The organism is Halotalea alkalilenta (assembly GCF_001648175.1).
GTDB lineage: Bacteria > Pseudomonadota > Gammaproteobacteria > Pseudomonadales > Halomonadaceae > Halotalea > Halotalea alkalilenta_A.
The window spans coordinates 3,271,863-3,285,269 of the sequence record NZ_CP015243.1 but is presented as its reverse complement, the minus strand read 5'-3'; the positions used below and the strand labels follow the sequence as shown (position 1 = coordinate 3,285,269).

Here is a 13,407-nt window from a genome sequence, read left to right as displayed (position 1 = left end):
TCGCCGAATGGCGCTGGTTGGTACGCCGCTTGCTTTGCTAAAGGCGCGTAGATGCCGTCGCTCCTCCCGGGCCCGGCATCCCGACGTGGACCAGATCCGCCGGCCGGATACGAGTGCGTCGATTCATAACGTTTCGTCATCTCCTTCCGACCTGCGGAGAATCGATCGTGGAATCGAACACTACCCCGTTGTCCCGTGACGCCCGTAGCCCCCTTGCAGCCAACGGCAGCTGGATCGAGCATTTCGATCCCGAGGACCAGCATTTCTGGCAGACCCATGGGCAGCGCATCGCCAAGCGCAACCTGTGGCTTTCCATCTTCGCCGAGTTTCTCGGCTTTGCCGTCTGGCAGCTCTGGGCGGTGACCGCGCCGATGCTCAATCGAGTCGGCTATTCATTGACACCCGATCAGATCTTCTGGCTGATCGCGGTGCCCAATTTGGTCGGCGCCACCCTGAGATTCCCCTACACCTTCGCGGTGCCCCGCTTCGGCGGGCGCAACTGGACGGTGGTCTCCTCGTTGCTGCTGATCCTGCCCTGCATCGGGCTGGTCTACGTGGTGCTCAATCCCGGCACCTCTTTCACCGTGATGCTGCTGCTCGCCGCGCTCGGGGGCGTAGGGGGTGGCAACTTCGCAAGCTCCATGGCCAATATCTCGTTTTTCTACCCTGAAGCGGAAAAGGGCCGGGCCCTGGGGCTCAATGCCGCCGGCGGCAACCTCGGCGTCGCGGTGGCTCTGCTGGTGATTCCGCTGGTGGTGGTGTCGGGCAGTGGTATCGCGCTCGAGCGGGCGGGGCTGCTGTGGATCCCGCTGGCGCTGCTCTCAGCACTGCTCGCCTGGCGCTACATGAGCAACCTCAGCACCGCCAAGACCGACTTCTCAGGCTATGCCGGTGCCTTTCGTCATCGCCACACCTGGATCATGTCGGTGCTCTACATCGGCACCTTCGGCTCCTTCATCGGTTTCTCCGGCGCCTTTCCGACGCTGATCTCCATCGCCTTTCCCGACGTCAGCCTGGGCCTCGCCTTCATGGGCGCGCTGGTCGGCTCACTGGCCCGTCCTCTCGGTGGGTCGCTCGCCGATCGCTTCGGCGGTGCGCGGATGACGGTAGTCTCCTTCGTGATGATGATCATCGGCGCCTTGGGAGTGATCCATGCGCTCGAGATCGGCAGCTTCCTGCTGTTCTTCACCACTTTCATGCTGCTGTTCGTGTTCACCGGGGTCGGTAACGGCGCGACCTACCGGATGATCCCCGCGATCTTTCGCGCCGGAGTCGAGACCCGAGACTATGCGGCGATGAATGTGGTCAAGCGCCATGCGGCGGCGGCGATCGGCGTGATCGCCGCTATCGGCGCCTATGGCGGTTTCCTGGTTCCGCGCGGCTTTGCGCTCTCCTCCAGCTTGAGCGGGTCGCTGGTGATGGCGCTTTATGCGTTCATCGGTTTCTATCTGCTGTGTATCGCTATCGTCTGGGGTTGCTACATGCGCCGCGGCAATCGCTTCGCGCGCCTTGGTGTCCACGTATAGACGCAAGATCGGCCGCGCAATGGATACGTACGGCGCGACCTTGGGCGCGCCGTAGTGGGCCGGCATCGGCACGAGCGGCTATGATGGGAGGGTGTCGCGTGTTTTCGCAGTCGCCAAGGGAGTGCCCTCATGCCACCGTCTCGTCAGTACAGTTTCACCGACCGGTTGATCGAGCAGTTCGACGCTGCGCTGCGTACGCTTGCGCCATCGACGGTCGCGCCTGCCCAGGCATCGCCCGCGGTGGGCGTCAACGACGCCGGCCTCACCGAGGAGGAGCGGCACACTGCGGCTCAGCTGCTGCGCATCGACCACATCGACCAGCTGGCGAGCGTTGCGCTCTATCGCGGTCGGGCGCTCGGAGCTCCCAGCGAGGAAGGGCGTCGACGCATGCTGCGCCATGCCGAGGAAGGATTCGACCGGCTGCTCTGGTGTCGGGCGAGGCTGCGCGAGCTGGAGGCGAAGCCGAGCCTGCTCGCGCCGCTGATCTATTTCGTATCGCTCGGCGGCGGTGCCATCAGCGCCCGGTTGGACGACCGCTGGGGGCTCGGTCTGGTCAATGCCCAGGCCGAGCGTATCGGTAACCGGGTCGATCGTCATCTGAGCGCGCTGCCCGCGGCCGATCAGCGCTCGCGGGCGATCCTCGAGCGCATCGCCGAGCGGGAAGCGCAGCAGGCCCATATCGCGCTCGAGGCCGGCGGCACGCGCGCCGCCGCGCCGCTGAGGCTCGGTTTCGTTGCGCTATCCAAGGCCGTCGCCAGCGTGGCGCGACGGATCTAGAAGCGCACGAGGGCCGTCAACCGGCATCCGAAATATCCGCCTCACGGGCATGGTTGGCCTGCCCAATCATCCGCTTCAGTTCTGGAATGCAGGAGCCGCACTGGGTACCGCAGCGCAGGCGCTGGCCCAGGGCTTCGATGTCCAGACAGCCTTCCTCCAGTGCGCATTGGATCGGCCGCTGGCCGACCTGATGGCAACTGCAGATGATCCTGCCCTGGGGTCGTTCATCGAGGCCGCGTCCGGCGAGCAGCCGGCGGCGAGCATCGAGCTCGAGGCTGGCATCGGCGAAGCGCAGATCGAGCCAGTCATCGTCGAACTCGAAAGGCGCCGGAGCGACCCGCAGCCACCCACGCAGCCGCCCGGCTTCCAGCCAAGCGGCGCGAAAATGGATGCCATCGCTCGGTTCGCTCCACAGCGTTGGCTCGCCGCCGAACAGGGCTTCGAACAGCGCCTCCCGGGTGGGCGCCACGCTGGCAGCTAGTTGGAGCCGCACGCATCGGCGCAGTGGCGTCTGAGTCCAGTAGTCGATCCCGAGGGCGGCAAGCCGGTTGCGCTGTGGCATGCGTTCGAGCAGGACGCTCGCCTCCCACCGGGTCGGCAGCGCCATAATTCGCACCCGCGCCGACTTGCTCGCCGGCTGGCCTGAAATGGGGTCGCAGCGGCGCTCGGTCAGGGCGCTGGCAAGGCCTGCGGTGGTGAAGTGGTGGTTCCAGTGGATCGGCACGAAAAGCTCTCCGCGCCGCTGTCCTGGCATGAGCCGGGCCCTGCCGAGAAAGCTGCCGCGTGGGTTATCGAGCCGCACCAGTGCGTCCTGACGGATCTTCAAGGCCGCGGCGTCGTCCGGGTGCAGCTCGACGAAAGGCTCGGCGCGGTGGCGATTCAACCGCGTCGAGCGGGCAGTGCGCGTCATGGTGTGCCACTGGTCGCGGATCCGGCCGGTATTGAGGATGAAGTCTCGATCCGCTGCCGTGTCAGCCTCGTCGACGATCGGTACCAGCCGGGCGCGATGGTTGGGCGTGGCGAAGCGAGCATCCTCGAATAGCCGCGAGGTGCCGTGCGGTGCTCTGGCATTGACCGGCCATTGGATCGGGGCCAGCGCGTCGTAGCCGGCGGCATCTAGCCCGGCGAGCGCTGAGATGTCGAAGAGCCTGCGACCGTGGGTGTCGTCGTTCTCGAAGCCCGAGAGCCGGGCATGTTCGTCGAAGATCTGCCACGGCGCCTGGTAGTCGAATGCATCTCCATAGCCCAGTCCCGCCGCTACCTCACAGAGCGCCTGCCAGTCATGGCGGGCCTCTCCGGGAGGTGGCAGCATGCCGCGCTGGCGGGATATGCGCCGCTCTGAATTGGTCACCGTGCCATCCTTCTCCGCCCAGCTGCTCGCCGGCAGCACGATGTCGGCGTAGGCCAGGGTATCCGCCGACTCCATCGCTTCGCTGACGATCACCAGCGGACAGCGCTCCAGCGCACGGCGCACCCTTTGGCTATCCGGCAGGCTCACCGCCGGATTGGTCGCCATCACCCAGAGCGCCTGGATCTCTCCGCGCTCGAGCGCCTCGATCAGCGCCACCGCTTTGTGCCCTGGGGCCGACGGTAGCCGGGGCGTCAGCGCCGGCGTCGCCCAGAAGCGTGTCACCCGCTCGAGTGCGCCGGGTGTGTGGTAGTCCATGTGCGCGGCGAGTTGGTTGGCCAGCCCGCCAACTTCTCGTCCGCCCATCGCATTGGGCTGGCCGGTGATCGAGAAGGGGCCTGCGCCGGGGTAGCCGATCCGTCCACCGGCCAGGTGGCAGTTGATGATCGCGTTGACCCGGTCGGTGCCGCGGTCGGACTGGTTGGTTCCCTGGGAGAACAGGGTCACTACGCGGGGCTCGCGGGCGAACCAGCGGTAGAAGGTCTCGACCGATGTAGGGGCCAGGCCGCAGGCCTTGGCGATCTCGGCCACCGTGTCGGGGGCACGCTGAGCTTCCGCCAGCGCCTCCTCGAAGCCTTCGGTATGCGTGCGGATGAAGTCGCGGTTCAACCCGTCCTCCCTGGAGAGATAGGCCAGCAGACCGTTGAACAGGCGAATGTCGCCGCCGGTGCGCAGGCCGAGAAACAGATCGGCGATCTCGCAGGTCTCGGTCATTCGGGGGTCGATCACCACTACCTTGAGCGCTGGATCGCGACGCTTCGCCTCGCTCACCCGCTGGAACAGCACAGGGTGGTTCCAAGCCAGGTTGCTGCCGACTATCACCAGCAGCCGCGCTTGCTCGAGGTCCTCGTAGCAGCAGGGTACCGCATCCGCGCCGAAGGCGCGTTTGTGCCCAGCCACCGCCGAGGCCATGCATAGCCGCGAGTTGGTATCCAGGTGCGGGGTGCCGATGAATCCCTTGAACAGCTTGTTGGCGACGTAGTAGTCCTCGGTGAGCAGCTGGCCGGAGAGGTAGCCCGCCACCGACTCAGCGCCGTGTCGTTCGATGGTCGCGCGCAGGCGGGTGACGACGGCATCGATCGCATCGTCCCAGCGAGTCTCGACGCCATCGACGCGGGGATGAAGCACGCGGCCGTGCTCGCCGAGCGTCTCGTGCAGCGCGCTGCCCTTGACGCAGAGGCGGCCGAAGTTGGCTGGATGAGCGCGGTCGCCGGATACCGCGATCGGCATCTGGCGGTCATGCTGGACCAGCACGCCGCAGCCGACACCGCAGTAGGGGCAGGTGGTGGCGGTGGTGATCATAGCGGCTTGGTTTTGGTGCTCGCTCATCGTGTGGCCTCTTGGTCGCGCAGTGCTACTCGTCTGCGGGGTTGAAAAGGCATCGAACGCAAAAGGGGCTCGTTTCGCGAATGCGAAACGAGCCCCTTTGCTCGGTCTTCCTGCTCGATGTCGATGCGTCCGCCCTGGCGCCCGGGCCCGTCTGCGTTGACGTGATGACCTGGTCCAGCGGTGGCTGCCAGCCGCGTTCGGCGGCTTTAGGCTCGAAACGCAGCAATAACCGGGCCAGTTTTCCTTCGTCCCTATGCGGGCGTAAGGACATGCGGGCGTAAGGAGTGGGAACGCGCGCGAAATCCTCGGTGATCCCCGGCACCGAGACGGTGCAATGAAGGGGGTGTTTGCACCGTGAAGCCGAGATCGATGAGTGGTCGAATAGACGTTGGGGGCGAGGTAGGGAGGGGCAGGGTGCTTCAATAAATTGAATTTAAAATATTTTCTCGGTGTTGGCGTATCGCTTGTATAGGGATGCGGGCCGAACAAGCACGATGATGCCGATCAACGAAGATCCTCGTCGTCGCCTCGGTGGTCGCGTGAGCGACCTGATCGCCATCCGCTTCGACTTCGATGGGATCGGCATCATCTAAAAGCAGGGATCGCAAGACAAAGACAACAAGCGATCACCCTCGGTGCGGCCCGTGCCAACAAGAATAATCCAGGGCCCGCCAGATCAGGCAAAGGCGCCTGAAGCTCCCTCCGGAGCTTCAGGCGCCTTTTTGTTTTTCGCCCAGGGGCATCGACTTGGTGCGAGGAGGAACGTGATGGGGATGAACGAGCGGCCGGCCCTGGTGATCATTGGCGGCGGTATGGCCGGCCAGCGCCTGCTCGAGGCACTGGTGGCCAAGGGGTTCCAGGCGCGCACCGGCCTGCGCATCGTGCTGATCGGTGCCGAGCCGGCGGTGGGCTACAACCGGATCCTGCTCTCGCCGCTGCTCGCGGGCGAAGTCGAGCGCGACGCGCTGTGGGGACGTCCAGCCGAGTGGTATCGCGCCGAGGGAATCGAGCTCCACCGTGGCGACCCGGTCGTCGCGATCGATCGCAGCAGACGCCGGTTGACCACCGCCTCGGGCGCCGGGGTGAATTATCACCGCTTGGTGATCGCGACCGGTTCGCGCACCCGGCGAGTAAGGGTCCTCGGCGACGCGCGCGAAGGGGTGAGCGAGTTTCGCACTCTCGGCGATGTCGATGCCTTGCTCGAGGACGATCTGGTGGACCTGCCGGTGTGCGTGGTCGGTGCCGGGCTGCTTGGCCTAGAGGCCGCCGAAGGGCTGCGCCAGCGTGGTGCGCGCGTGACCGTGGTGCATCGCGGCGCCTGGCCGATGAATCGTCAGCTCGACGCCGAGGGCGGTAGGCAGCTGGCGGCCAGGCTCGCATCGAGAGGACTGGCCTTCGAGCTCGAGCGCACCCTGGCGGAAATGCGCGCCGACCGCGGTGGCCGGCTCCAGGCGCTGAAGCTCGACGATGGTCGCTGGCTCGAGGCGCAGCGCCTGATCCATGCCGCCGGGATCGAGGCGAATTTCGAGCTTGGGCGGGATGCCGGACTCGAGTGTGGCCAGGGTATCTGCGTCGACGACCGCCTGGTCAGCAGTGATCCGCTGATTCACGCGCTCGGCGAGTGTTGCGAGCACCGTGGTGCCACCTTTGGCTTGGTCGAGCCGATCTGGGCGCAGGTGGAGGTGCTTGCCGCCGTGCTCTGCGGCGAGCCTGGGTGCTTCGAACCCCTTCCCAGCGCGACGCGGCTGAAGATCAGCGGTATCGCGCTCTACGCCTTCGGCGACCCTTGTCCATGCGCAGGCGACCGCTGGCTGCGCTACTTCGACCCTGGCAGTGGAGATTATCGCGCGCTGTGCCTCAACGGGGGCGTGATACGTGCCGGCAACCTGATCAACGACACCCGCCTCGGGCCTGCCTGGTATCACCACTTTCTCGCCAGGACGCCGGTCGAGCCGGGTGACGACTGGCTGTTCGACGCCGCGTCGATCGCCCGGCCTTCTCAACATCAAGATCCGATCGAGGAGATCGCATGAACCAGGATAAGACTTCCATCGTCCCTGCCGATCGGCGCCCGTCGCTGATCGTGATCGGCAACGGTATGGTCGGCCACCACTGCGTCGAGCGGTTGATCGAGCTCGGCGCGCATCATCATCACGCGATTTCAGTATTCGGTGAGGAGCGCCATCCGGCTTATGACCGGGTCCATCTCTCCGAATACTTCTCTGGACGCGACGCTGCATCATTGGCGCTCGGCGAAGCCGGACTGTACGCGGACCATGGCGTGGCGCTGCATCTTGGCGAGAAGGTAGAGAAGATCGATCGCACCACACGCGAGGTGGTGACCTCGCGCGGGCGCTATCGCTTCGACCAGCTGGTGCTGGCCACTGGATCCTATCCCTTCGTGCCGGCGATTCCAGGTAGCGAAGGTGACGCCCGGCTGGTCTATCGCACCCTGGACGATCTCGACATGATCCGCGCCGCCGCAGCCAACGCCCGCCGTGGCGTAGTGGTCGGCGGCGGCCTGCTCGGCCTCGAGGCGGCCAATGCGCTGAAGAGCCTCGGCCTCGAGGCCCATGTGGTCGAGTTCGCCCCCCGGCTGATGCCGGTGCAACTCGATGCCGAGGGCGGCGCTGCGCTGGCGGCCAGGATCGAGGCGCTGGGCGTCGGCGTGCATCTCTCCAAGGCGACCGAGGCGATCGTCGCCGGGGAGAATGGCCATCGTTATCGGATGCGCTTCGCCGACGGTAGCGCGCTGGATACCGACCTGGTGGTGTTCTCCGCCGGCATCCGCCCCCAGGATGCGTTGGCCCGTGATTGCGGGCTCGAGATCGCCGCGCGCGGCGGGGTGGTGGTGAACGATCACTGCGCAAGCTCGGACCCGGCGATCTACGCGATCGGTGAATGCGCCTCCTGGCGCGAACGGGTATTCGGCCTGGTAGCGCCGGGGTACCGGATGGCGCGACTGGTCGCCGAGCGGCTCGCCGGCCAGCCGAGCGAGCTGTTCACCGGCGCCGATATGTCGACCAAGCTCAAGCTGCTCGGCGTCGATGTGGGCTCGATCGGCGATGCCCATGGCGCGAGCCCGGGGGCGCGCAGCTACCGCTTCATCGACGAGCGCAGCGCCAGCTATCGCCGCCTGGTGGTCAGCGAGGATGGCAAGCGGGTCCTCGGTGCAGTGCTGGTCGGCGACAACAGCTTCTACGATCCGCTGCTGCAGTACGTCGCCAACGCGATCGCCGCGCCGCTTGCGCCCGAGGCGCTGATCCTGCCGGCGGGCGAGGGCGCTCCTGCGCTCGGTATCGATGCGCTGCCGGACAGCGCGACGATCTGCTCCTGCCATAACGTCAGCAAGGGTACGATCCGCGAGGCGATCGACCAGGGGTGTCTCGATCTGGCCTCGCTCAAGCGAGAGACCCGTGCCTCGACCGGCTGCGGTGGCTGCAGCGCGCTGCTCAAGCAGGCTTTCGAGGCCGAGCTGGCCGCGCGCGGGGTGGCGGTCGACGCGAGCCTCTGCGAGCACTTCTCCCATACTCGCCAGGCGCTGTTCGACCTGGTCCGGCTCGAGGGTATCGAGGATTTCGACACGCTGATGCGCCGTCACGGCAACGGGGGGCTTGGCTGCGACATCTGCAAGCCGGCGGTGGCATCGATTCTGGCCTCCAACTGGAATCGGCCGATCCTCGACCCGGCGCTTGCGCCGCTGCAGGACACCAATGACGCTTTCATGGCCAACATGCAAAAGGATGGTACCTACTCGGTGGTGCCGCGGATCGCTGGTGGCGAGATCACCCCGGACAAGCTGATCGTGCTCGGTGAAGTGGCGAAGAAGTACGATCTCTACACCAAGATCACTGGCGGTCAGCGCATCGATATGTTCGGTGCTGAGCTGCATCAGCTGCCGTCGATCTGGGCCGAACTGCTCGCCGCGGGATTCGAGACCGGCCACGCCTACGGCAAGTCGACCCGCACGGTGAAGTCCTGCGTCGGCAGCAGCTGGTGCCGCTATGGCGTGCAGGACAGCGTCGCCATGGCGCTGCGGCTCGAGCACCGCTACAAAGGGCTGCGCTCGCCGCACAAGCTCAAGTTCGCGGTCTCCGGCTGTACCCGCGAGTGCGCCGAGGCGCAGAGCAAGGACATCGGCGTGATCGCCACCGAGCGGGGCTGGAACCTGTACGTGTGCGGCAACGGTGGTATGCGTCCGCGTCACGCCGAGCTGTTCGCTACCGATCTCGACGATGAGACCCTGGTTCGCTACATCGATCGGCTGCTGATGTTCTACGTGCGCACGGCGGATCGCCTGCAGCGTACCTCGGTATGGCGCGAGAACCTCGACGGCGGCCTGGATTATCTCAAGTCGGTGGTGATCGATGACTGCCTGGGTGTCTGCGCCGAGCTCGAGCGCCAGATGGCGCTGGTGGTCGAGCGCTACGAATGCGAGTGGGCCAACGCCCTTTCCGACCCGGAGAAGCTCAAGCGCTTTCGTACCTTCGTCAATCAGAACCAGGGCGACCCGGGACTGCGCTACGTGCGCGAGCGTGGCCAGCGTCGCCCGGCGCGTGCCGATGAGATTCCCTCGATCGTCAGTGAGGAGAGTGCCTGATGCCCCTCGATAGAAGCGAAGAAGCCGTAGATTCCGAGTGCGCCGGTCAGTGGCAGCGACTGTGCAGCATCGACGAGCTGGTGCCCGACGCTGGCGTCACCGCCTGGTGTCGGGGCGAGCAGATCGCCCTGTTCCTGCTTCCCGCGGGTAGCGAGCTGAGCATCTATGCGCTTGCCAATGGAGATCCATTTTCCGGCGCCAACGTGATCGGCCGGGGCATCGTTGGCGATATCGCGGCTCAGCCGGTGGTCGCCTCCCCGCTCTACAAGCAGCACTTCCGCCTTGCCGACGGCCGCTGCATCGAGTCGCCGGAGATAGCGCTGCGTACCTGGCCCGTGCGGCTGCGCGACGGCTGGGTCGAGATCGACATGCATAGCTGAGGGAGGCGTCAAACGCGCTCGCGCACGGCCGATGCAATCGAAGCACGCGGCCGATGCGAGGAGAGCGCGATGGCGGATCGGGTTTGCAGGCGGGGCACGGCGCAGCCCTGGTGGTGGCTGCTCGTCGGTGTGCTTGGCGCGGCATCGGGATGGCGATTCGGTGCCGGCATCGAGGCCGTGGCGATGACCGGGCTGGGCACGGCGCTTGCCAGGCTGTCGTTGATCGACATCGAGCGCCGGCTGCTGCCCGACCGCCTGGTGCTGCCGCTGCTCTGGACTGGTCTGGTGCTCAATGCGGGAGGTGTGTTCGCCGCGCCCGCTATGGCGATCCTGGGCGCGGCGCTTGGCTATCTGAGCCTCGAGGCCTGCCGGCGGGGCTATCGTCGACTGCGCGGGCGCGAAGGCCTCGGCGGTGGAGACGTCAAGCTGTTCGCCGCCCTCGGCGCTTGGCTGGGGTGCGGGGCGCTGGCGCCGGTGCTTGCCCTGGCGGCGCCGCTCGGGCTGCTATGGGGCGTGCTGGCGCGATCCGGCGCCGCGACGATCCCTTTCGGTCCCTGCCTTGCGCTCGCCGGCTGGGGCTGGCTGTGGTGGCACGGCCCGCTTGGCCGCTGACCCTCGCAAACGATGCCGCGGGGCGCCATCCGGCGCCCCGCTTTCGCTTCTACTCTTCGGTGGGGGGGCTTGGGTCTTCCCGTAGCGGCTGTTCCTGCTGCTCGGCCTTGAACAGCGCCCAGGCGGAGATGAACAGCGCCGCGATCAGCGGACCGATGACGAATCCGTTGATGCCGAACATCGACATCCCACCGACGGTCGAAATCAGCACTACGTAGTCGGGGAGCTTGGTCTCCTTGCCGACCAGCGGGGGGCGCAGCAGGTTGTCGACCAGGCCGATCACCACCACGCCGACGAAGACCAGGATCGCTCCTCTGACATAGTCGCCGGTGAGCAGCAGGTAGGCCGCCACCGGCACCCATACCACCGCCGCGCCGATCGCCGGCAGCAATGAGAGGAATGCCATCAGCACCCCCCAAAGCAAGGCAGCCTCGATACCGAGCAGCCAGAAGGTCACCCCGCCGATCGCCCCCTGGATGGCGGCGATGATCACGTTGCCCTTGACCGTGGCACGGACCACCGCGGTGAACTTGCCGAGCAGCTGACGGGTGTAGTCGTCGCTGAGCGGGATCGAGACACGGATGTCGCGGCCCAGCGAGCGCCCATCGCGGAAAAGGAAGAACAGCAGGTAGAGCATGATGCCTAGGCTGACCAGGAACTGCAGGGTGTTCTGGCCGATGCTCAGGACCTGGCCTGCGAGCAGCTGGCTGACCTGCATCGCCGCCGAAGAGAGCCTCTGGCGCAGTTCGGCGAAGTCGCCGATGCCCACCCGCACCATCCACTCCTCGAGGGTGGGCGGAAGGGCAGCCTGGAACTGGGCGAGGTAGGCGTTGAAGTCGATCTCGCCGCTGCGCACCCGCTGGTAGAGGCTCGCGCCTTCCTGGATCAGCGAACCGACGATCGCCGAGACCGGAATGATGACGATGAAGATGCAGGCCAGCACGCTGATCAGTGCGGCGAGGTTGCGTCGCCCGCCGAGCCGTCGCTCCAGGCCGCGTTGCATCGGCTGGAAGATGATCGCCAGGATCACCGCCCAGAACACCGCGCCGTAGTAGGGCAGCAGCAGCCAGATGAAGGCGATGGTGACCAGGGCAAGCAAAAGTAGAAATGCTTTGCGTTGAATCGAAGTGTTCATAGTCCTTCCTTGACGTTGAACGATTGTCCGGCATCGCGCTGGAAGCGGCGCGCCCAGTCTACCCCAATCCTTGTCGGGTCGATAAACAAGAGACCCGGCGCTGGGCCGGGTCTCGGTCGCATTGGCGCAAGCGTCGTCAGTCGAGGTTGCGCGAGTAGAAGATCTCGAGCATCTCACGACGCAGCCGCCCTTCGATGTCGGCGGCGCTTTCGAAGGACAGATCGCGCCGGGTGATATCGAAGAGGTAGTTGTTGAGATCGAAGTCCTTGAGCAGCATCTTGGTGTGGAAGGTGTTCTCCTGATAGACGTTGACGTCGATCATTTGATACTGCCGCTTGGTGTCCTCGGCCAGGTAGTCCTGGATCGAAGTGATGTCGTGGTCGATGAACAGCTTGCGACCGTCGACGTCACGGGTGAAGCCGCGCACCCGGTAGTCCATGGTGACGATGTCGGAGTCGAAGCTGTGGATCAGGTAGTTGAGCGCCTTCAGCGGCGAGATCATGCCGCAGGTCGAGACGTCGATGTCGAGCCTGAAGGTGCAGATGCCGTTGTCCGGGTGTGATTCCGGATAGCTGTGCACGGTGACGTGGCTCTTGTCGAGATGGCCGACGATGGTCTCGGGCAAGGGCCCGGGCCCCGGCTCGCTGCTCACCGGTGCTTCGAGTTCGTGCTCGGCGATCAGGATGGTGACGCTCGCCCCGTGGGGCTCGTAGTCCTGACGTGCGATATTGAGCACGTGCGCACCGATGATATTGGTGACGTCCTTGAGGATCTGGGTCAGACGGTCAGCGCTGTAGAGGTCATCGATGTAGTCGATGTAGGCCTCACGCTGCTCCGGCGTCTGCGCGTAGCAGATGTCGTAGATGTTGAAGCTCAGCGAGCTGGTCAGGTTGTTGAACCCGTGGAGTCGGAGCCTGTTGGTCAATTCCGAACCTCCTGAAGTGTGGCGGTTTGCTCGATCCGGAGAGCTGGCACCGGAACCTGGCGAGAACAATCTCGCGATTGAGCGCTCGCGCCCACTGTCCCCATTGGACGGCGGGTGCGGGCGTGGCTTGCGAAAACGACCCCAGGCTGGGCGCTTCGCGGACGATGACGAATGGCATCGCGATTCGGGAAAGCCGCGTATTATGCACAGCCCTTGAGCATGATGCACTCGGCTTTTTACCGCGCAGTGAACGCTTCGCCCGAGGTGATGCTCAGGACTCTCGGATCTCGAACGAGTGGGTGATCTCGACGCCTCCCTTGGCGAGCATGATCGAGGCACTGCAGTACTTCTGCGCGGACAGCTCGACCGCGCGCTTGACCTGCGCCTCTTTCAGCGCACGGCCGCTGACCACGAAATGCAGATGGATCTTCTCGAACACCGCCGGTACCGCGTCGGCGCGTACCGCTTCGAGCTCGGCGACGCAGTCGGTCACCTGGGCTCGCGCCTTGGCGAGGATATCGATCACATCGAACGAAGAGCAGCCGCCGAGCCCCATCAGCAGGAGTTCCATCGGCCGTGGTCCGGTATTGCGTCCACCGTGGTCTGGATGACCATCGATCACCAGGCTGTGGCCGCTTCCCGATTCTGCGACGAACTGGCGTCCGTCGGTCCATTTGATACGCGCTTTCATCCTGGATCGACTCCATGGCTTGAT

10 protein-coding genes are annotated in these 13,407 nt (G+C 65.6%); 6 read left to right on the top strand and 4 right to left on the bottom strand.

The window, feature by feature from the left end:
* The first annotated feature begins 167 nt into the window (after positions 1–167).
* Positions 168–1,526, top strand: coding sequence for an MFS transporter (locus tag A5892_RS14675; RefSeq protein WP_223302682.1), 1,359 nt, complete (start codon positions 168–170; stop codon positions 1,524–1,526).
* 129 nt (positions 1,527–1,655) lie between these two features.
* Positions 1,656–2,303, top strand: a complete 648-nt coding sequence (locus tag A5892_RS14670) for a 3-demethoxyubiquinol 3-hydroxylase (protein WP_064123426.1) — start codon at positions 1,656–1,658, stop codon at positions 2,301–2,303.
* A 16-nt stretch (positions 2,304–2,319) separates the two neighbouring features.
* Here the strand turns inward: A5892_RS14670 and A5892_RS14665 are convergent, their stop codons facing one another.
* Positions 2,320–5,040, bottom strand: coding sequence for a nitrate reductase (locus A5892_RS14665; RefSeq protein WP_223302681.1), 2,721 nt, complete (start codon positions 5,038–5,040; stop codon positions 2,320–2,322).
* 773 nt (positions 5,041–5,813) lie between these two features.
* On the opposite strand from A5892_RS14665, the gene A5892_RS14660 reads away from it, so the two are divergent.
* From A5892_RS14660 to A5892_RS14645, 4 genes are all read left to right on the top strand, one after another.
* Positions 5,814–7,073, top strand: a complete 1,260-nt coding sequence (locus A5892_RS14660; RefSeq protein WP_190295622.1) for an NAD(P)/FAD-dependent oxidoreductase — start codon at positions 5,814–5,816, stop codon at positions 7,071–7,073.
* Entirely contained in the window at positions 7,070–9,640 is a 2,571-nt protein-coding gene (gene nirB / locus A5892_RS14655) for a nitrite reductase large subunit NirB (RefSeq protein ID WP_064123424.1), read from the top strand. Before A5892_RS14660 ends, nirB begins: the two co-directional genes overlap by 4 nt.
* The gene (gene nirD, locus A5892_RS14650) at positions 9,640–10,020 is read left to right on the top strand and encodes a nitrite reductase small subunit NirD (RefSeq protein WP_064123423.1); all 381 of its coding nucleotides are present in this window, start codon (positions 9,640–9,642) and stop codon (positions 10,018–10,020) included. The genes nirB and nirD overlap by 1 nt, the downstream gene beginning before the upstream one ends.
* A 69-nt stretch (positions 10,021–10,089) precedes the next feature.
* Complete coding sequence (locus A5892_RS14645; protein WP_064123422.1) at positions 10,090–10,632, top strand: prepilin peptidase; 543 nt, start codon at positions 10,090–10,092, stop codon at positions 10,630–10,632.
* Positions 10,633–10,681: 49 nt separating this feature from the next.
* Here the strand turns inward: A5892_RS14645 and A5892_RS14640 are convergent, their stop codons facing one another.
* The 3 genes from A5892_RS14640 to A5892_RS14630 form a co-directional block, all read right to left on the bottom strand.
* Entirely contained in the window at positions 10,682–11,767 is a 1,086-nt protein-coding gene (locus A5892_RS14640; RefSeq protein ID WP_064123421.1) for an AI-2E family transporter, read from the bottom strand.
* A 136-nt stretch (positions 11,768–11,903) separates the two neighbouring features.
* Entirely contained in the window at positions 11,904–12,692 is a 789-nt protein-coding gene (gene speD, locus A5892_RS14635) for an adenosylmethionine decarboxylase (RefSeq protein WP_064123420.1), read from the bottom strand.
* Between the two features lie 271 nt (positions 12,693–12,963).
* Entirely contained in the window at positions 12,964–13,383 is a 420-nt protein-coding gene (locus A5892_RS14630) for an OsmC family protein (protein ID WP_064123419.1), read from the bottom strand.
* Positions 13,384–13,407: the final 24 nt, after the last annotated feature.

Bases quoted from the DNA above. Each gene is read 5' to 3' on its own strand.
- A5892_RS14670 (WP_064123426.1), top strand. From the start codon at position 1,656: ATGCCACCGTCTCGTCAGTACAGTTTCACCGACCGGTTGATCGAGCAG.
- A5892_RS14665 (WP_223302681.1), bottom strand. From the start codon at position 5,040: ATGAGCGAGCACCAAAACCAAGCCGCTATGATCACCACCGCCACCACC.
- A5892_RS14660 (WP_190295622.1), top strand. From the start codon at position 5,814: ATGAACGAGCGGCCGGCCCTGGTGATCATTGGCGGCGGTATGGCCGGC.
- nirB (WP_064123424.1), top strand. From the start codon at position 7,070: ATGAACCAGGATAAGACTTCCATCGTCCCTGCCGATCGGCGCCCGTCG.
- nirD (WP_064123423.1), top strand. From the start codon at position 9,640: ATGCCCCTCGATAGAAGCGAAGAAGCCGTAGATTCCGAGTGCGCCGGT.
- A5892_RS14645 (WP_064123422.1), top strand. From the start codon at position 10,090: ATGGCGGATCGGGTTTGCAGGCGGGGCACGGCGCAGCCCTGGTGGTGG.
- A5892_RS14640 (WP_064123421.1), bottom strand. From the start codon at position 11,767: ATGAACACTTCGATTCAACGCAAAGCATTTCTACTTTTGCTTGCCCTG.
- A5892_RS14630 (WP_064123419.1), bottom strand. From the start codon at position 13,383: ATGAAAGCGCGTATCAAATGGACCGACGGACGCCAGTTCGTCGCAGAA.